At 55.6% G+C, this 18,373-nt stretch carries 22 protein-coding genes; 9 read left to right on the forward strand and 13 right to left on the reverse strand.

Annotation, left to right across the window (positions count from 1 at the left end; translation table 11 throughout):
- Positions 1 to 18: 18 nt before the first annotated feature.
- From H4317_RS04855 to H4317_RS04885, 7 genes are all read left to right on the forward strand, one after another.
- The gene (locus H4317_RS04855) at positions 19 to 258 is read left to right on the forward strand and encodes a hypothetical protein (protein ID WP_185889024.1); all 240 of its coding nucleotides are present in this window, start codon (positions 19 to 21) and stop codon (positions 256 to 258) included.
- 12 nt (positions 259 to 270) lie between these two features.
- Positions 271 to 675 (forward strand): hypothetical protein, encoded by a 405-nt coding sequence (locus H4317_RS04860; protein ID WP_185889025.1) that lies wholly within the window; start codon positions 271 to 273, stop codon positions 673 to 675.
- Positions 676 to 737: 62 nt separating this feature from the next.
- Positions 738 to 1,262 (forward strand): hypothetical protein, encoded by a 525-nt coding sequence (locus H4317_RS04865; RefSeq protein ID WP_185889026.1) that lies wholly within the window; start codon positions 738 to 740, stop codon positions 1,260 to 1,262.
- Positions 1,259 to 1,645 (forward strand): hypothetical protein, encoded by a 387-nt coding sequence (locus tag H4317_RS04870; protein ID WP_185889027.1) that lies wholly within the window; start codon positions 1,259 to 1,261, stop codon positions 1,643 to 1,645. The genes H4317_RS04865 and H4317_RS04870 overlap by 4 nt, the downstream gene beginning before the upstream one ends.
- A gap of 34 nt (positions 1,646 to 1,679) precedes the next feature.
- Positions 1,680 to 2,006 (forward strand): hypothetical protein, encoded by a 327-nt coding sequence (locus tag H4317_RS04875; RefSeq protein WP_185889028.1) that lies wholly within the window; start codon positions 1,680 to 1,682, stop codon positions 2,004 to 2,006.
- A gap of 166 nt (positions 2,007 to 2,172) precedes the next feature.
- Positions 2,173 to 2,409, forward strand: a complete 237-nt coding sequence (locus H4317_RS04880) for a hypothetical protein (RefSeq protein WP_185889029.1) — start codon at positions 2,173 to 2,175, stop codon at positions 2,407 to 2,409.
- 149 nt (positions 2,410 to 2,558) lie between these two features.
- Entirely contained in the window at positions 2,559 to 4,931 is a 2,373-nt protein-coding gene (locus H4317_RS04885) for a transglycosylase domain-containing protein (RefSeq protein ID WP_260625824.1), read from the forward strand.
- A 10-nt stretch (positions 4,932 to 4,941) separates the two neighbouring features.
- Here the strand turns inward: H4317_RS04885 and H4317_RS04890 are convergent, their stop codons facing one another.
- The 4 genes from H4317_RS04890 to H4317_RS04905 all read right to left on the reverse strand — a co-directional run bounded on the left by H4317_RS04890 (position 4,942) and on the right by H4317_RS04905 (position 7,561).
- The gene (locus H4317_RS04890; protein ID WP_185889030.1) at positions 4,942 to 5,208 is read right to left on the reverse strand and encodes a BPTI/Kunitz domain-containing protein; all 267 of its coding nucleotides are present in this window, start codon (positions 5,206 to 5,208) and stop codon (positions 4,942 to 4,944) included.
- Between the two features lie 255 nt (positions 5,209 to 5,463).
- Complete coding sequence (locus H4317_RS04895) at positions 5,464 to 6,378, reverse strand: TIGR01777 family oxidoreductase (RefSeq protein WP_185889031.1); 915 nt, start codon at positions 6,376 to 6,378, stop codon at positions 5,464 to 5,466.
- 111 nt (positions 6,379 to 6,489) lie between these two features.
- Complete coding sequence (folE, locus tag H4317_RS04900) at positions 6,490 to 7,161, reverse strand: GTP cyclohydrolase I FolE (RefSeq protein ID WP_185889032.1); 672 nt, start codon at positions 7,159 to 7,161, stop codon at positions 6,490 to 6,492.
- Positions 7,154 to 7,561 (reverse strand): 6-pyruvoyl trahydropterin synthase family protein, encoded by a 408-nt coding sequence (locus tag H4317_RS04905; RefSeq protein WP_185889033.1) that lies wholly within the window; start codon positions 7,559 to 7,561, stop codon positions 7,154 to 7,156. Before H4317_RS04905 ends, folE begins: the two co-directional genes overlap by 8 nt.
- Before the next feature lie 262 nt (positions 7,562 to 7,823).
- Here H4317_RS04905 and H4317_RS04910 point away from each other — a divergent pair, with 262 nt between their 5' ends.
- Entirely contained in the window at positions 7,824 to 8,531 is a 708-nt protein-coding gene (locus H4317_RS04910) for a hypothetical protein (protein WP_185889034.1), read from the forward strand.
- A gap of 83 nt (positions 8,532 to 8,614) precedes the next feature.
- Here the strand turns inward: H4317_RS04910 and H4317_RS04915 are convergent, their stop codons facing one another.
- Positions 8,615 to 9,208 carry an inorganic diphosphatase gene (locus tag H4317_RS04915; protein ID WP_185889035.1) on the reverse strand — a complete coding sequence of 198 codons (594 nt, stop codon included), beginning with the start codon at positions 9,206 to 9,208 and terminating at the stop codon, positions 8,615 to 8,617.
- 26 nt (positions 9,209 to 9,234) lie between these two features.
- Positions 9,235 to 12,219: a M1 family metallopeptidase gene (locus H4317_RS04920; protein ID WP_185889036.1), complete on the reverse strand. Its 2,985-nt coding sequence runs from the start codon at positions 12,217 to 12,219 to the stop codon at positions 9,235 to 9,237.
- 151 nt (positions 12,220 to 12,370) lie between these two features.
- Here H4317_RS04920 and H4317_RS04925 point away from each other — a divergent pair, with 151 nt between their 5' ends.
- The gene (locus H4317_RS04925) at positions 12,371 to 12,793 is read left to right on the forward strand and encodes a hypothetical protein (RefSeq protein WP_185889037.1); all 423 of its coding nucleotides are present in this window, start codon (positions 12,371 to 12,373) and stop codon (positions 12,791 to 12,793) included.
- Between the two features lie 133 nt (positions 12,794 to 12,926).
- On the opposite strand, the gene rplS is transcribed toward H4317_RS04925, so the two are convergent.
- The 7 genes from rplS to panB all read right to left on the reverse strand — a co-directional run bounded on the left by rplS (position 12,927) and on the right by panB (position 18,244).
- Positions 12,927 to 13,304, reverse strand: a complete 378-nt coding sequence (rplS, locus tag H4317_RS04930) for a 50S ribosomal protein L19 (RefSeq protein ID WP_185889038.1) — start codon at positions 13,302 to 13,304, stop codon at positions 12,927 to 12,929.
- 183 nt (positions 13,305 to 13,487) lie between these two features.
- On the reverse strand, positions 13,488 to 14,162 hold the full coding sequence (gene trmD / locus H4317_RS04935) for a tRNA (guanosine(37)-N1)-methyltransferase TrmD (RefSeq protein WP_185889039.1): 675 nt from the start codon (positions 14,160 to 14,162) through the stop codon (positions 13,488 to 13,490).
- A gap of 20 nt (positions 14,163 to 14,182) precedes the next feature.
- Positions 14,183 to 14,764 (reverse strand): ribosome maturation factor RimM, encoded by a 582-nt coding sequence (rimM, locus tag H4317_RS04940; protein ID WP_185889040.1) that lies wholly within the window; start codon positions 14,762 to 14,764, stop codon positions 14,183 to 14,185.
- Between the two features lie 124 nt (positions 14,765 to 14,888).
- On the reverse strand, positions 14,889 to 15,431 hold the full coding sequence (locus tag H4317_RS04945) for a 30S ribosomal protein S16 (RefSeq protein WP_185889041.1): 543 nt from the start codon (positions 15,429 to 15,431) through the stop codon (positions 14,889 to 14,891).
- 189 nt (positions 15,432 to 15,620) lie between these two features.
- Positions 15,621 to 16,379 (reverse strand): acyl-CoA desaturase, encoded by a 759-nt coding sequence (locus H4317_RS04950; RefSeq protein WP_185889042.1) that lies wholly within the window; start codon positions 16,377 to 16,379, stop codon positions 15,621 to 15,623.
- Positions 16,380 to 16,621: 242 nt separating this feature from the next.
- On the reverse strand, positions 16,622 to 17,329 hold the full coding sequence (locus H4317_RS04955) for an RluA family pseudouridine synthase (protein ID WP_185889043.1): 708 nt from the start codon (positions 17,327 to 17,329) through the stop codon (positions 16,622 to 16,624).
- Positions 17,330 to 17,428: 99 nt separating this feature from the next.
- Positions 17,429 to 18,244, reverse strand: coding sequence for a 3-methyl-2-oxobutanoate hydroxymethyltransferase (gene panB / locus H4317_RS04960; protein ID WP_185889044.1), 816 nt, complete (start codon positions 18,242 to 18,244; stop codon positions 17,429 to 17,431).
- Positions 18,245 to 18,373 lie beyond the last annotated feature (129 nt).

An 18,373-nucleotide genomic window follows, 5' to 3' on the forward strand; every position in this document is an offset into this window, starting at 1 on the left:
ATTTATTCCTCGCAAGCTATGCTTCTCCGACTTTCGCTTACTCTCGTGGCGCTGCTCATTTGTGCCGGTGATGTGGCAGCGCTGGCCGTTCTGCTAACGTGGCAGGAGCGCGCCGCCGACCCCGATTCGCGCCGCCTACGCCTACTGCGTGCGGTGCTGCCCGCTACCAGCGTGCTGCTGCTGGTGTTGCTGGGTACTATTTTCTCTCTGATGATGCTGTGGTCGCCGCAAGGAGCGGAGGCGTTGGCTAGCCTCTAATTCTGCTGCTCTATGGAAATCGTGCCAGATGAAATGCTGCAATCGGGCTGGCAGCCCCGGCCGCAAGGAGCGCCTTCGGCGGGACATGCGCTGAGTGTACTGGTAGCCGTATGCGCGGTGCTGTGGGTGTGGAATATGGACTGGTGGCCGCTCCAGGAAGCCCCAAAATACCGGCTGGTTGCGCAAGTCTTATACAGTTACTGGACCTGCGCGCTACTAGTGCTGGGCAGCAACTATAGTGTGTTCCGTTGGGCAACCCGGCCACTATGGAAAAGCACGCGCCCCGATACTACCAGCACCCTTGTGCTGCTGCTCTGCCTGGTATTTCATGCGGCGTGGGTGCTTCTGCTAGGGTTTATCGGGTTGCTAGCCGTGGCTTTTAGCGGTTCCAGCGAAGGGCTTTTCCAAGGTCTCTGACTGCCCTGCTGCCGCAGACCTCGGCTATTGCTTCGTGTATCATTTCCAGCTTTTACATAATCATGCTTCCTACTCCCAAAACCCCCTCGCTGAATCCGTATCAGCGCCTGGCGCGCACCACCATCGAGCACGCCCGCACGTCATTTCTGATTCCGATTTTTCAGCGCCTGTATGGCTGCAACAACACAAAGGTGCAGCTGACGCAGTTACAAGCGTTGCCGCCCGGCACGCTGGGCCGCGGCGTAGCCGACATCCTGGCCCGCTACAATCTGCAGCTGATTCCTCACTATGAAAATCACGACCTCAAGCATGTGTTGCTCGGCTATGATATGACCCCGGAAGACGAGTTGAAGCTGAAAGCCTTTATGCTCGGCAACGGCGACTATTCCATTACCTGCATCGGGTTTCTGGCTCTAGCGCTGCTTACGCCGGAGTTGTGGCCGGAACTCACGGAGCACTTCCGCCGGGGCCGGCACACGCTACCAGTCCGCCACTGGAGCCTCACGGAATACGCTACGCAGCAAGTGGAGCAACTACGCGACCAGATAGGATTTTATGAGGCGCAGGAAAGCGCGCAGCCTATATGAGTTGGCGCCACCTGATGTGGCCAGCCGATGCCACCATAGCAGAGCGGCTGTTCCGGTGGGTTTCGGTGCTGGGCGGGCTGAGTATCGTCGCGAGCAAGCTGCTGCCCTCCCCAGGCTACGGTTTCCCGATTATTAATCTGCTGATTCTATGGCTTGGCATTCCGAGCATGCTGCTGTTCCCATTTCTGGCTAGCCACCTGATGCGGCAGGCTGCTGCTCGCCGCATTACCGACGATGCCTGGCGTGGAGTGCTGCGGGCGGGTGCCGCTGTACTGCTCCTAATAGGGATTGTGCAGGCGCTTATACTGGTGTTGCTACTACTGCTTTCTCAAGTGTCATTCGAGTTCGAGCCCCGTGCTGATGGCGACAGTTTCTTCGGTTAGAGCCTGTGGGCGTTTCTCCTTGTTCCGCTTCATCATGAACGAACTTCAAGCTTTTGCCGCCCGTGCCCTCAGGCTGCTGCCTACTTCCCTTTGGTGGGTATTGGGCCTACTTGTGGGCGCTTTCTTCAGTATCAAGCTGGAGAAAGAGCTTTTCCCTAATACACCTACTGCAGTACAAGTGGCACGAGGCATGGCGGCGGCCTGTGCCTTGGCTGTGCCACTATTGGGCGTATGGTGGCTGTGGCGAGTAGCAGGCAGTCTGGAGCATTCGGGCTGGCGCCTGCTGTGGTATCTGGCCGCCGCTGGTGCCACTGGCCTGTTGCTCCTACTACTAGCGCTAGGCCTGATGATACTGCTGTAAGAAGCCATGTAGGCAGAAATGTGCCGCCGCTACGGACAAAACAGCAAAATGTTGGGATAAGCAGAAAATAAATGGTTATGCAGAGAAGCCTTCTGGCCGCTCTACCGGTCTTGCATAGTACCTGACCCGCTTATTAGGCCTGCCCCACCTTTTGCTAGTGTAGTTTATGTTGCTTCAGTGCTTCCTTACGTTTATAGTGCTTTTGGTATGTGGCGGAGCCGTAGCGGCATTAGCCACCATCCTTACCTGGCAGGAACGGGCCCCATCGGCGGCTGTCCGCCGGCAGCGGCTAGTAGGCGTAGTGCCCGTCACCAGCTTCCTGCTGCTGGTGATGCTGGGTGCCATTTTCTCCGTCATGATGCTATGGTCGGGCCAGGGAGCTGATTTGCTGGCGACCCTGTAAGCTCATCCGAACAGATCATTGCAAATAGTTAGCGGACTGCATATGGCAGGCTGCCGGCCAGAGGCGTGCTGTTTTGCACGGCACCTATCTGGTATATTTGTGGTTCCTTTGGCTGCTTCTCCGGAAGCCTGCTGAACAAACCACCCTGCATGTCCGCTCCGAAAGCTCCGAAAACCCCTGCTACCCCCCGGCCACGCCGGCCTTGGTCGAACCGCCTGGCGCGGGCATTCTGGGCCCTTTTTGTGGTTGGCGTAGGTACTTTCCTGCTCTATCCCATCTTGGTCAGCATGAACTTTATGTTCCTCTTCGGCAAGTCGCCGAGCTTGGAGGAACTGGAGGACCCGAAGGTGGAGCAACCTTCCGAAATCTATACTGCCGATGGAGTGCTTATCGGTAAGTATTTCCGCGAAAACCGGGTGCCAGTGCCACTGAGCAAGATGTCGCCACTGCTCATCAAGGCGCTTATTGCTACCGAAGACATCCGTTTCTACGACCATTCCGGCATCGACCTGACGGCGCTGGCCCGTGCTGCTACCGGCGTCATCACCGGCAATAAGAGCGGCGGCGGCTCTACCATCACACAGCAGCTTGCCAAAAACCTGTATAACACCCGCCGCGGCGAAACGCGCGGTGGCCTGGGCTATATTCCGGTGGTAAGCACGCTGGTCAGTAAGACCAAGGAGTGGCTGACCGCTGTGGAGCTGGAGCGGCGTTACACCAAAGAGGAAATTCTGCGGATGTATTTCAACACCGTTGAATACGGCTCGAAGGCATACGGCGTCAAAGTAGCTGCCAAAACCTTCTACAGCACCTCGCCCGACAGCCTCACCGCCGACCAGGCGGCTATGCTGGTGGGTATGCTCAACAATCCCACGGCCTACAACCCCCGTTTCCATCCCGAAGCCGCCCTGAAGCGCCGCAACCTAGTGCTGACGCGTATGGGGCAGGCCGGATTTCTGCCCAAAGCCGAAGTAGCTGGCTTGCAGCAGCAGCCTATTGCCCTGAAGTACCAGGTAGAAAAGCATATTGATGGCCCGCCTACCTACTTCCGAGGTGCCGTAAGCCAGTTTGTGAATGCATGGTGCGAGAAAAACGGCTACGACATGTACCGTGACGGCCTGAAAATCTATACAACCATCGACTCACGGATGCAGCAGTATGCCGAGGAGTCGGTGCAGGACCGGATGCAACGGCTGCAAAAGCAGTTCGACAATTTCTGGCGCAATCGGGACTCCAATCCGTGGGTAGATGAGGATGGAAAGGAGATTCCCAACTTCATCGAAACCCAGATGAAGCGCACGGAGCAATACAAGGAACTAGCCGCCCGCTACAAAGGCCGTCCCGACCTGTTGGAAGCGGCTCTCAATGCCAAACATCCTACTAAGGTATTTACCTGGAAAGGCGACGGTGACACTACACTTCTGCTTTCCCCACTCGATTCGCTGGCGTACTACAAGCACTTCCTGCACGCCGGCATGATGACCATGGACCCCTTCACGGGCCACATCAAGGCCTGGGTTGGTGGCCTCAATTACCGTTTCTTCCAGTACGACCATGTGAAGCAGGGCCGCCGCCAGGCTGGTTCCACCTTCAAGCCCTTCGTTTACCTCACAGCTCTTGATAACGGCTATTCGCCCTGCGACCGAATCCGGGATGAGCGAGTGACCATCAAGTATGTGGAGAATGGCAAGAACATGGAGTGGAAGCCCGACAACGTGACCCGTGAGTACACCGGCAGCAACATGACGCTGCGGCACGCCATGGCTCGCTCGGTAAACTCCGTAACGGCTCAACTCACGGAGCGGGTAGGCTGGGAAAACGTGGCCAAGTATGCCCACAAAGTAGGCATCAAGAGCCCGCTGCTGTCGGTGCCCAGCATTGGGCTGGGCTCGGGCGGCGACGTGAGCGTGTACGAAATGGTGAATGCCTACAGCACGTTCGTGAATCAGGGGTTTCAGTCGGAGCCATTGATTGTAACGCGCATCGAGGACCGCAACGGTAACGTCATCAAGCAGTTCGACCCCAAACAGCGGCGCGCTATTCCGTCGGAAACGGCGTGGTTGATGCTCTACATGCTGAAAGGCGGCATCGAAGAGCCCGGCGGCACTTCACAGGCGCTGTGGGACTACGAGCTGTGGAAGAAAAACAATCAGATAGGTGGCAAAACCGGCACCACCTCCAACTACTCCGATGGCTGGTATATGGGCGTGACCAAAGACCTCGTGACCGGTGTGTGGGTGGGCGGCGAAGACCGGAGCATCCACTTTCAGGGCTCACAGCAAGGCGAAGGGGGCCGCACAGCACTGCCTATCTTTGGCAAATTCATGGAGAAAGTCTACCAAGACCAGGATCTAGGCATCACCATGGGGCCATTCCCGAAATACCCTGGCAAGATTGCGCGTAAGTATGTCTGCGTCACGGAAGCACCACGGCGTCGCGTAGAGCCAGTCGATTCCATTGTGGTGGACAATTTGCTGGAAAACCTCAATAGTGGCGCCGTAGCGGTACCGGATAGTTTATAGACAGTTAGTTCTACCGCTCACAGCCGCAGTCGAGGCACTCTTGGAGCGTAACGAACGGTACTACGCCATTGCAGCCTCCCCAAGTGAAGGGCTTACACTTTTTTTCTATCGGGTCGAAATAATAGCGCACCATGGCGGCGTTACACATGCCCTGATCAGGCACGAGCAGGCAAGCAGCGGGGAGGGCAGCCGGCTCCGGAATGTCGTTGTCTTTACGGCAGCAGGTGGCCGAAGAAAGCAGCACAGTGGCACCCAGCAGGAGTAAGGTTTTCTTCATATAGGCAGGAGCCTATTCTTCGGCTGACGGTTGCATAGGACGGCGAAATGGCTCCGGCGGAGCGCAACCAAGACCGTTAACAGCACGGCCGCAACTACCGCAGAAAGGCCCCGAAAGCGCAGCCGCTCCTGATTAATTGGGTGCCTGCCAACTAGGGCGAAGTTGGGACGGTAGTACAGCTGGCAGTTTAAAGTGCGTGAGCAGCAACAGCAGAAATACCAACGGCACTCGCAAAAGCATCCGCATCTACGCTGCTTATTCCTCCCCGTAAAACGATTCTAGGGCCGCCTTCAGATGCGGATACTCGAACGTGAAGCCTTGGCGCAACACCTTCTCGGCGCTGACGCGTTGGGAAGCCAGCACAATCTCGCTCATCTCGCCCATCATCAGGTTCAGGGCAAACTCCGGCACTTTGGGCAGCACTAACGGGCGGTGAAGTACCGAGGCCAAGGTTTCGGTGAATTCCTGGTTTGTGACCGGGTGCGGCGACACGGCGTTGTAGGTGCCCTGCCACTGCGGCTCTTCCAGCATCTGAATCAGCAACCGGCACAGGTCATCCAGGTGAATCCAGGACATAAACTGTCGGCCCGAGCCCAGCGGTGCACCCGCCATCATCTTTACAGTACGGGCCAGTGGTACCAGCGCGCCCCCTTCAGGGCTGAGCACGATGCCAATGCGCGAAATAACCGTGCGAATCCCCAGCTTGTCTACATCAAGGGCCGCTAGTTCCCATTGCCGCGATACGTCAGCCAAGAAATCATCGGCAGGAGCGGGGGGCGTTTCCTCATTTACTACCCGGTCGGCGCTGTCGCCATAAATACCAATGGCCGAGGCTGAAATAAACGTGCGGACATGGTGGTTTGGCTTGGCCAGTTCACGCGCCAGCAAAGCCGTGCCACCAAGGCGGCTGGTCATGATGTCGCGCTTGCGCTCATCTGTCCATTTCCCTTCCGATACGCTGGAGCCGGCCAGGTTAATGATATAGTCGGCGTACCGTACGGCCGCTTCATCAATCACGCCGGCACTTGGGTCCCAGCGGAAACTACGGTAGTGGCTGGTTGCAGGCTTGCGGCTGAGCAGGGCCACTTCGTAACCGGCATCAATGAGCATTTCGGCGAGGCGCGTGCCAATCATGCCGGTGCCACCGCTGATGAGGACTTTTCGGGACATTGGGGAAGAGCTGTTTGCTGTAGGGGCAGCAGGGGGTAGCAGGATAAACTATACGAGGCAGTGCAAAAACCTAGCGGAAAGCTAACAGCTTACGCGCAATTGCCAACAGCGTTATTTCCCTATCAGCCGCAAAAATTCGGCGCGTAGGGTGGCATCTGTCCCAAAGGCTCCGCTGTACTCTGCCGTAATCGTGGAGCTGCTGGTATCATTCACTCCGCGGCTCATAACGCATAAGTGGTCTGCCTCAATCAGCACGGCTACATTGTCGGTGTGCAGGCTCTGCTTCAACTCTTCCGCAATCTGGCGCGTGAGGCGTTCCTGCACCTGCGGTCGGCGGGCATAATACTGCACCACCCGGTTGAGCTTGCTCAGGCCCACCACGTTTTCGCCGGGCAGATATGCTACGTGCGCCTTCCCAATAATCGGCACAAAGTGGTGCTCACAGCAGGAGAAAAGTGTAATGTCGCGCTCCAGCAGCATCTGGCCGTATTGGTAGCGGTTGTCAAACAGTCGCACATCGGGGCGGTGCTCCGGGTGCAGGCCCCGGAACCACTCCTGCACGTACATCTTGGCTACACGCCGGGGCGTACCTGCCAGACTGTCGTCCGTAAGGTCGAGGCCCAGCAACTGCATGATTTCCCGGAAGTGGTCTGTAATGCCCGCAATCTTTTCCTCATCACTGAGCACAAAGGCATCAGCTCGAAGCGGGGTATGTAAATCGGCGGGCAGATGTGCGTCGGCAGGGCGCAGGTCGCTGCCCGGAACGGGCACGGCATTATCCATGGTATTCTACAAAATTGCGCTCAGTCTCATACAGTGTGACTGAGAGGGCCAGCGGCGCAGCAAGGTGTGGACGCAGCCGGTTCCAGATGACTACCGCTATGTTTTCGGCGGTAGGATTAAGGTGGCGAAATTCTTCCGTATCCAAATTCAGATTCCGGTGGTCAAAGGTATCCAGAATCTCGCGTTTGATGAGGTCACTCAGCCGCTTCATGTCATAGACATAGCCTGTCTCAGGGTCCGTCTCACCTGTCAAACGAACGATGAGTTCGTAGTTGTGGCCATGGTAGTGGGGATTGTTGCATTTGCCAAACACACGCTGGTTTTGCTCGTCGCTCCAGGCAGCATTGTGCAGGCGGTGGGCGGCATTGAAGTGCTCTTTACGGCAGACGGTTACGGGCATAGTTGAGGTCAACAGAGAGACAGAAGGTTTGTTTGTTCTACGCAGATATGCTCCTGAACGGAGCAGGGGTATGCGAATTGATAAATGGTATTATTTGTAGTTAAACAATATATAATATAACCTATTGAATAAAAGTAAACTTAGGGTAAAAAAAAGGAGAGGCGGCCTAGCGAGATGATAGGACTGTAGTTAAATTTGGTGAGCCGGATTACGAAAACCGGACATAACTGAGACTTCCCTTTCTTTTAATTACTTCATACACATGAAAAAAGGCGTACTCCTCTCTCTGCTGATGTTTGTGCTGACGGTGGCTGGCTACGCGCAGAAGTCACCCGTCGACGAAACAGAAATGGCCATCAAAGGCATTCCGCGTAAAGGCCAACGAGTGACTATTCAGCTGGACAGCAAGCGGGTTGATGAATCCTGGAAAAAGCAGCTTGATACCCAGTTCGGCAGCAAAGTAAAAGCCGACAAAGGCGTTTACTCCATGGATGGTGTGGTTATCGAGGACATTTCCAAAACCCCTATCCGGGTTATCAGCAAAATTGACGCTACCCCAACCGGTACGTCGGTGTGGTGGTCAATTGACTTGGGCAATGCTTACTTGGGCAAAGATGCCACGCCGGTACAGTGGAAGTCGGCAGAGAAATACCTCAAGGACTTTGCTCGTATGCTTTACCGTGAAGACCTTGCTGTGCAGGTTGCACAGGCTGAACGCTCCCTAGTGTCGTCGCAGGACAACCACATGGCTGTGATTCAAAAGTCGGATGCTATCAAGAAGGACATCGAGAAGAATAAGCTGAAAAAGGCTGAAATTCAGCAGCAGCTGGCGCAGAACGCCGCCGAACTGTTGCAGTACAACAACCTTATTGACTTGAACCTGAAAGAGCAGGAAGCTGCCCGCACCGACATTGTGAACATGCGCGTAGCACTGGAAGCTGTGAAAGAGCGTATGAACAAGATTGAATAGGTTTCTGCCCTATTCACAAGCTCACAAAAAAGCCCTGCCGGATTTCGGTAGGGCTTTTTTGTGAGCTTATTGGGGTGCAGTTTTTATTTCATGGCGGCTCGCACCTGCTGCTCGGCCGCTTTTTCGTCCTTCCAGCTTACAATTCGGATTTCGCCGCGCCTGCCTAGGTGCAGGTACCATTGCCGGACTACTTCCCGGGCACCGGGGTAGTTGCTGATAAAACTCTGCCAGGAGTCAGCTTCGGGCAGAATTTGCTGGCTGGGGCGCGCAGGTACGGCCAGCACTACCGGGCGCATAGTGCCATTGTCGTCGAGGGTGAGCAGGCCGATGGGGAGTACTTCCAGCACGGTGCCACTCGGCTGTGCTTCTGCCAACACCAAGGCCGCCAGCGGTGGCGAGCCAATAGGGCCCGCGGCAGTTCCGGGGATGAAGCCACTGTTGCCGGGGCAGGGCAAAAACTCCACCACTAGGTCGAGGCCGGCACGGCGTTCTGGCACAAAGTTGCCGCTGGCCGCATCGTAGCGCTTGGCGTGGTTGGTACCGGCCGGCATTTCTACCACTACTTGCAGCAGCTTGCGTTCTGCCGAAAAAGTTGACAGCTCCCCAATGTCCGTGCGGCAGCCGTACAGCAACATGCTGTTCAGCAACAAAAGCAGAGCACCACCAGAGAAGCGCATACGGAAGGATGGAATTACTCCAAAGACTACTGGGCCAACTGCTCGTCAATGAGTCGGAAGGGGCTCAACTGGTCGAGGCGAAGCACGAAGCGAATCTGGTTTGTGAAATCTTTGCCGCTGGAAGGAAGGCCATTGGCATACTGCGAGCCAGCAACTGGGAAGTAGAAGCTCAGCAGCTTGCTGAACAGAGGCACCGCAATACCGGCATCATAGAAAGCGCGCTGGGCACCACCATTCTCGGTGACTACAGTAGATTCCTGGGTAAGGCCAAAGTCGGCAAACAGCCCCAATGAAGATACCGGTAAATCGGCCTGCAGATTGAGCGTGGTGAGCCAGCGTCTGCTAGCTACGAGCAGATAGGCCTTGAAAGCCCCATCCCGGCCATCAAACTGGTGTTGCTGCGCGGCTAGGCTAGGCGAAATCTGCTGGCGGTCCAGGAACATTGTTTGGCGACGGTAATCAGGGCTGCCGCTCAGGCCAATGTAGAAAGGCGCGTCATTGGTTTTGTTGAGAAAACTGCCGCCGAACAGCCGTACCGAGAAGCTTTTCTTGGACGAATAATAGCGCAGATAGCTTACTTCAGCCCGTAACAGTGCTGCAGAAGTACGTACGTTGTCATCGGTCAGGCTGGGAGTGAGGTAGTTGAATTCCCCTTTCACGTTCCATTGATACAAGGCATTACCAGCTTTCAAGCCGTATTCCACCGACTGAATGCTGGACGTAGTGCCGGCATCCTGGTCGTCGATGGCCGTGTTGGCCAATTTCACGGTATGCTGTGGGGCATTGAAAGCTGAATGGGGAAACGAGAGTGTAAGGCTAGGCTCCACTTTGCGGTAACGCTCGAAGCGTTGCAGCAACACCCCAACTACGGCGCGGCGCGTCACCCGCTCCGGCAGAATGTTGAGGTTCAGCATCCCGATGCCGTTCAGTTCCCGCTGGTTGAAGCTATACATGGGCATGGCGAGGTAGCTGAACTTCTTGACGTTCACCAAGCTGTTGTAAAACGCTGCGCCCAGCATGAACTTGTCCGACGTGTTTGCGCCCAGCACCGGCATCCAGTTGATGGCCGCCTGGTCCCAGCGTTCCGGACTGAACAGCGGCCGTAGCCGGATCTGCTCCAGGGCCCGGAGGGAGCCGGTTGTTTTCAGCCGGTCGTCGCGGCGGTTGAGCTGCGGAGTTACGTAAGCCGGGTCGGCTACCACGGCCGCTACATTCTCGTTGCGGAACCATAGAATGGCGTCATCTTCCTCATCAGTGCGGGCAAACGGCTGGGTCCATTTGGTTTCCAGAACATTGCCACGGGCATCCAGCGTCGCAACCGGAAATGGGAACGGGGCCGGCGAATCGTTGCGGACCAGCACCTTGCGCTGCCCCTTTTCTACCTTCGACTTGGAGAGCACCGCATTGTATCGATGCTGGCCGTTGAGCATATCCTGAAAGAACCAGCCCAACTTTTGACCTGCTACGGCCTCAAACACCACCTGCATGTCTTCCGGATAGGGGTGGCGGAACTTCCATTGCTCGTAATAGGCATGCATTGCCTCATCAAACTTCTCCTGCCCCAGATAAGAAGCTAGGTAGTGCAGCAACGAAGCTGTTTTGCTGTACACAATGATGCCGTAGTTGAGCTTGCCGTATTCTGCGGAAGTGAAATTATTCACTGGCTGATCGAGGGAGCGGCTGGCTACGGCCTGGTAGGGGATTGAGTTGACGGCCGCATTGGGCAAGCCGTCCAGCGTCAGGGCCCGGGCGCCGGCGCCTTTCGTGGGTAGGCCCAACAAGCCGCCAGTGCCGCCGTTGCGTTCCGCCACGCGGTTTTCGATGTAGGAGTTTACTCCTTCATCCATCCAAGCAAAGTCTCGCTCGTTGCTAGCCAGAATACCGTAGAACCAGTTGTGGCCCACTTCATGCACAATAGCGGAAGGCTGCGTCACGGTCACCATCGGATATTCCATGCCCGAGCCGGCACTCAGAGCGCCATCCACGGCCGTAGCGGCGCTGTACGGATATTCGCCTACCCAGCGGGAGTAATACACCACCGCCGAGTCTACGTCCTGAAGCCCTTTGAGCCACTTCTCGGCCTCTTTGTTGGTAAAGAGTACCCAGGTATCAACCTGGCGGCCTGAAGGCAGTATAACACCGCTTTTCAGCACATTGAAGCGTTTATCGGCGAACCAGGCAAAGTCGTGCACCCGGTCTTGGGTATAGCGCAGGGTTTTGGTCTCGGGCGCAGAAAGCGGAAACGATAAATCAGAGCCAAAATCGGCTTGGGCTTTCTTGGTTGCGGTAGCTGCTGCCAGCTGGTTGAGGCGCTGCTGCTCCTCGGGGTTTTGCAGTACACCCGTAGCGCCTACCGTATAGTTGGCGGGCAGTGTAATGCGGACGTCAAACGAGCCGAATTCTGAGTAGAACTCGCCTTGGTCCAGATAAGGCATAGCATGCCAGCCTTTCCGGTCATACACGGCTGGCTTCGGGTACCACTGCGTAATCTGGTAGCTCTGCTCTACATGCCCGAAGCGCGAAAATGAATCCGGAATCTTTACTCGGAACGGAGTTGTGATAGTAATGCTGGCACCGGGCGCCAACCGCTGGGGCAGCGTCAGCTTGGCCATATCAGGATTTGCCAGGTCCAACTCCAACTTAGCTGGTTGGCCGTTCACCTGAAAGTCAAGCTGATCTATGTAGCCGCGCTGGTCTGGTCCGGCAAAGTGAAACTTCCGGCTGCCGTTGCGTAGCTGCTGTTTCGCAAACGCGGTGTTGTCGTCGCGGTAAGCGTTGGGCCACAAATGAAACCAGATGAAGGGCAGCGCGTCGGGTGAGTTGTTAGTGTATACTAACTCTTCCCGGCCTGTTAGCAGGTGCTGCTTGTCATCAAGCGTTACATCAATGGAGTAGTTCACCTGTTGCTGCCAGTAAACAGCCGATTTTTGGGGAGTAGCAGTGGGAGCAGACTGCGCAACCGCAGCCCCGGACATAACCAGCAGCCAGAAACTGGCCAGAATACTTTTCATATGCAGCAGCAAGAGGCGAAACGATACGCTGAAACGAAAGTAAGGGTCTGCCGCGTATTGGCACGCTTCGGTTTCATAACCTTTCCGGAAAGGGCTGCGTTTGCACGTGTATTCCCATTCTCTCGCTGGCCGGGAGCTAACCTTTCTGACTATGTCATTCCACAAACAGCCTAAAGACGATACCCAACATCAAAACCATCTGGACGGCGCCGCAAAAATCCTCGGTAGTGATTTGCAGGAAGAAGCCGACCGTTCCGGTCTCGACAACCACTTTCAGCGCTGGATTGAAGATCTAAAAGATGTCAACAACCCGGAATTGCACCAGATAGTGGTAGACATGCAGGAGTTGAAGGCGCATTTCAACGGCGGAGCCATCGACAAAGATGTGGTGTCGCGCCTGTTGCGCCGTCTTGGTGATAACACGACAAAAGCAGCCGTTTTCGCCGAAAACCCCAATACCGCCGAGCGGGTTGTGAAGCTAGGCGAAGCACTGAGTGCTGCTGCCAAACAGGTATCCGGTGCGCAAGCATCAGCTGAGCAGGACTTGAAACAGGATTCGGCTGCTAATAGCTAGCTGAAATACTATAGACCACACAAAAAAGGCGCCTCATCAGAGGCGCCTTTTTTGTGTGGTCTATAGCTACTGTTAAAAGCAAAAGCCGGTTTCTGCTGAGAGAAACCGGCTTTTGTATAGACAAGCAGTACGCTTATGCTTCGGTAGCAACCACCGTGCGACGCTTCTCTTTGATACGAGCAGCTTTGCCCGACAGGCCACGCAGGTAGAACAGACGAGCACGACGTACTTTACCGCGACGGATTACTTCGATCTTGTCGATGTTTGGCGACAGGAGGGGGAAGATACGCTCGGTACCAATCTGGTTGGAGATTTTCCGAACCGTGAAAGTCTCACCGTTTGAGTTGGAGTTTTTGCGCTGGATAACTACACCCTGGAACTGCTGAACGCGCTCCTTGTTGCCCTCACGAATCTTTACGTGGACGTTGATGGTGTCGCCGGCAGCAAAGGCGGGGAAGCTGGCGCGGCGCTCCTGGGATTCCTGCTGAATAAAATCGAGTAGTACGCTCATGGCTGAAAAAACTGTGAAGGACGGCCGCGCCGCCCGAGGGGTTTCGGGTAAAGAGGCGCAAATATAGCCCTCTGTTTTGATGATTACAACTGTGAGAATCTGCTACCTGTGGAAATGTGAGGAATATGCGTGCTAGAGGCAACATCCTTCCGCTATTTCGCACAGCGTCTTGGCTTTCACAGCTTAAGAAAGCAAATCTGGGCGGCGCTGGCGAGTTCTTTCCAGAGCTTGGTCGTGCCGCCAGACGTCAATTTTGGGGGTATTGCCAGAGAGTAGAATCTCAGGGACGGATTGGCCCCGCCACTCCGCCGGCCGGGTATATACTGGCGGTGCAAGCAAGTTATCCTGAAACGAGTCGCTCAGGGCCGATTCTTCGTTGCCCAGCACGCCCGGCAGCAACCGCACCACCGCATCTACTAGTACTGCCGCGCCCATTTCACCCCCACTCAGTACATAGTCGCCAATGCTGATTTCGTGGGTGATATAGGCCTGCCGAATCCGCTCGTCGACCCCCTTGTAGTGCCCGCACAAAATGAGCAGGTTGCCCGCCAGCGACAGTCGGTTGACAAGTGGCTGACGTAGGGTTTCGCCGTCGGGCGTTAGGTAGATGATGGCGTCGTAGCTGCGCTGAGCCAAAAGCTCATCGAAGCAGGCTGCAATGGGTTCTACACGCAGTACCATGCCGGCCCCACCTCCAAACACATAGTCATCAATCTGACCGTGCTTGTTGATGGCGTAACGGCGCAGGTCGTGCAACTGGATTTCGGCCAGCCCTTTGTCCTGTGCACGCTTCACGATGGAATGCGCAAAGGGGCTGACCAGCAAATCCGGCTGGCACGTCACGATATCGATACGCATAGCTTGGCAGAATAGAGTCGCTACGCTTCTTCGAACTCGTCGGGCTCGTCCCGCTCACGCGAGGGAGGCGTCAGATACACATCCAGCAAGCCTTCCGGCAGATTGACATGCAGTGTCCGGGTCGCTTGGTCGGCGTGCGATACTAGCTCGTCTACTACCGGAATCAGCACCTCCTGACCCTGGTAGCGCATCGCCAGCACATCCTGCTGCGGCAGTTCGTAGAATGCTTCCACCGTGCCTAGCTCGCCTAGCTGTTCATCCACTACTGCATAGCCAATAACATCGTGGAAGTAGAACTGGTCTTCTTCCAAGGCTGGCAACTCCTGCAAAGGACGGTAGAGCTTGGCGTTGCGCAGTGGCTCAGCCTCTTCTATCCGGTCTATGCCCTTGAGCTTGAGCAAAGCTCGCTCGTTGGACTGGGGTTGCAGCTTTTCAATGTCGTAGGCAACTAGCTTGCCGGGGGTAGCCGGCATTTCCAGCCACACCGACTTCACCTTGCGGTAAGAGTCCGGATTGTCGACGTCCAGAAAGGCTGCCACAAACCCTTTCAGGCCATGTGGCTTCCCAATAGAGCCCAGCAGGTAGCAGTCATCTACGGTCATGGAGAGGTATGATTAGGGAATTAAGGAATTAGGTGATTAAGGAAGAGGAATCCGGCAGCCGAGGCGGCCAGACTCTTCATTGCTTAATCACCTAATTCCTTAATCACTAGGCAGGCACCAGAAATTAAGCGCCGGCTTCTTCCGTCGTTTCGGCCGGAGCTTCAGCGTCGGTCGTTTCACCTTCGGCAGCAGGAGCTTCCGTTGGAGCAGGCGTGTTTTTCTTGCGGATAGCTTCAGCGCGAGCCTCTTTTACTTTAGACTCAGCAGCCAGGGCAGCCTTGCGGGCTTCGTCCTTAGCCGTACCAATGTTGGTACGCTTGCCTTCGATTTTGGCGTCTTTCTGCTCTTTCCAGGAAGTGAAACGCTCGTCAGCAGTTTCCTGCGAAATAGCGCCTTTGATAACACCTAGCTGCAGGTGCTTGCGGTAAAGCACACCACGGTAAGAGAGCATAGCACGTACCGTGTCGGTAGGCTCAGCACCTTTCATGATCCAAGCGAAAGCCTTTTCGCCATCGAAGTTGATCGAGGCAGGGTTCGTGTTGGGGTCGTAGGTACCGATTTTTTCGATGAAGCGGCCGTCACGCGGAGCGCGCGAATCGGCAACAACGATATCGAACTGAGCGGCCTTTTTGCGGCCGCGACGGGCGAGGCGGATTTTAACTGCCATAAACCGGGTTGGTTAAGCGACGCAACTCGTGCGTCTGGTTGAAAGTGAGGCGCAAAGGTACGCAGAGAATCGGCGGATTGAAAGCGCCACGCAGATTCAATCAGATAGTAATGGCTCTGGCGCGACAGGAGTACATAAAAAAGGCTGCCCGTACGCACGGGCAGCCTTTTTTAGCTTAAAAAAGAATGGCTAGGCTGCTACCTGCAGCTTTTGCGCCGTCACTTTGCGCTTGATTTTGATGATGCGGGCCTTGTCCAGCGTCCAGATAGCAACGTACGTCGGATCAAACTCCCACCATTTCACGCCGAAGTTGACGCGCATGGGCAGCTTGTGGTGGTTGTTCTGAAACAACTCCCCGAAAGCCAGAAAATCCAGCGCCAGCGTGTTTTTGGAATGGTCGTGGTTGTCGAAGTTCTGGTAGCCGTATTTGTGGCCGCCCCAGTTCACGATGGCACCATGAATCGGGCCCATCAGGAAGTGGATCGGGAGCAGCAGATACTGCCACCATGCCGTAGCGAAGTTGATATAGAACAGCACGTACGCTGTACCCCAGCCCAGGCGCGAATACCATTTGTCACCGATGTTCTCAATCAGGTTCCACTCCGGATAATCACCTTCGAATCGCTCGGCGGCAGCGTAGTTGCGGTTCAGCACATCGTTATAGATGTTCTTCGTCTTCCACATCATCGAAAAGGCGTTCGAGGAGAATAGCGGGGAGTGTGGGTCCATCTCCGTGTCGGAGTAGGCATGGTGCATGCGGTGCAGTAGCGCATAGGCCCGCGGGGACAGGAACGAAGAACCCTGGCAGATGTAGGTGAACAGGAAAAAGAACCGTTCCCAAAACTTGTTCATGGTGAACATCTTGTGCGCGGCGTAGCGGTGCAGATAGAACGTCTGCGTAAACAGCGACAAGTAGTAGTGGGCAACAAAGAAAACGAGAATCGCCATGGGCAAGGATAGTTAAAGGCAGCGTCCGGAACGGCTGGTGTTCTAACGCGCAAAAGCCCGAAAGCCGGGGTTTAGTTCAGAAGCCGTTTTACAAAACTACTGCCACGCTTGCCGGGAGTGCAATTTGCCTCTATAAAAGGCCAAAATGTTATTCATATACTCCTCCACCAAATAAGCAGCGGCGCCGACTACCAGTGCGAAACACACTTGCAGTCGGCGCCGCTATTGGTACTGCTAGAGGTTTAGTAGTACGCCTGGGCTGCTTCCCAATGAGGCATTTCGGGCAGCGGAGCCACAAACACCATCTCCTCCTTGGTTACCGGGTGCTGCAGTTGCAACTGGCGGGCGTGCAGTGCAATGCTGACGTCGGGTAGCGGAGATAGAAAGCCGTATTTTACGTCGCCGACAATAGGAGTGCCAAGGCCAGTGCTGAGTTGCACCCGAATTTGGTGCGGACGCCCCGTAATGGGATTCACCTGAATAAGCCAGCGGTTGCCGGCCTGGCCCAGCACCTGAAAGTCCAGATCCGACTTCAGGCCCTGCCCATGACGTTCCGGATAGGCCTTGGTGGTATTGCGGATAGGGTCTTTCACGAGCCAGTGGGTCAGGTGGCCGCTGGTAGGCTCAGGACACTTGCCGGTGAGGGCCCAATACGTTTTATGAATCTTGTTGTCGCGGAACATCTCATTCAGCCGGCTCAGCGCTTTGCTGGTTTTGGCCAGAATAACGATGCCGCTCACGGGCCGGTCGATGCGGTGCGCTACACCTACAAAGGCGGCGCCGGGCTTTTTGTATTTGAAGCGCAGGTATTCCTCAGCCTTGGCCGAAAGGGGCTCGTCGCCGGTAGCGTCGCCCTGCACGAGCAGGCCGGCTGGCTTATTGATGACGAGCAAATGATTGTCTTCGAACAGAATTTCTTTCCGTTCCGACCACAGATTCGGACGATTCACTTTGGGGCAATGAACAATTAATAATGAGCAATGAGCAACGGCGCAGCCGTGCGTATCAATGGCAATTGTTTGTTGCGCACGGCTACTTGCTCATTGGGTTTAGTACGCTTCTTCCTTGCTGGGGAAGTCGCGGTTTTTTACGTCCTGAATGTAGCGCTGCACGGCGTCGCTCATCAGGTCACCTAGTTCGGCGTAGCGGCGCAGGAAGCGGGGCTTGAACTCTTTGGTAATGCCCAGCATGTCGTGTACTACCAGCACCTGACCATCTACGTCGGGGCCGGCCCCGATACCAATGACGGGAATGGTGAGCTTCTCGGCTACTTGCTTGGCCAGCGTCGACGGAATCTTCTCCAAAACTACAGCAAAGCAGCCTAACTCCTGGAGCAACATGGCATCTTCAATCAGCTTCTGGGCCTCGGCATCTTCCTTAGCGCGGACCGTGTAGGTGCCAAACTTATAGATGCTTTGTGGCGTGAGGCCTAGATGGCCCATCACTGGGATGCCGGCCGTAAGAATACGGGTAATAGACTCGCGGATTTCGGCGCCGCCTTCCAGCTTGATGGCGTGTCCTCCTGATTCCTTCATGATGCGGATGGCGGAGCGCAACGCCTCCGATGAATTGCCTTGGTACGAGCCAAACGGCATATCGACCACCACCAAAGCGCGCTTCACGGCACGTACCACGCTGGAGGCATGATAAATCATCTGGTCGAGGGTGATGGGTAGCGTGGTTTCGTGGCCCGCCATTACGTTGGAGGCCGAGTCGCCGACGAGCAGTACATCAATGCCCGCACCATCGAGAATGGTCGCCATTGAAAAGTCGTAGGCGGTGAGCATGGAGATTTTCTCACTGCGCTGCTTCATGGCCAGCAGTTGGTGCGTGGTCACGAGCTTGACTTCCTTGTGCTGGGACATGAGCTTAGGTCTTGGTTGGGTAAAAGCTTTGTTGAACTGAGGTGAGACGCAAAACACGCTCCACCAGAAACCAAAGCTGCGGATTTTTCAGAAAAGAGCCGGCGACAGTCCACTTATACCGCCTTCTGC

It is taken from the genome of Hymenobacter sediminicola, assembly GCF_014250515.1.
Taxonomy (GTDB): Bacteria; Bacteroidota; Bacteroidia; order Cytophagales; family Hymenobacteraceae; genus Hymenobacter; species Hymenobacter sediminicola.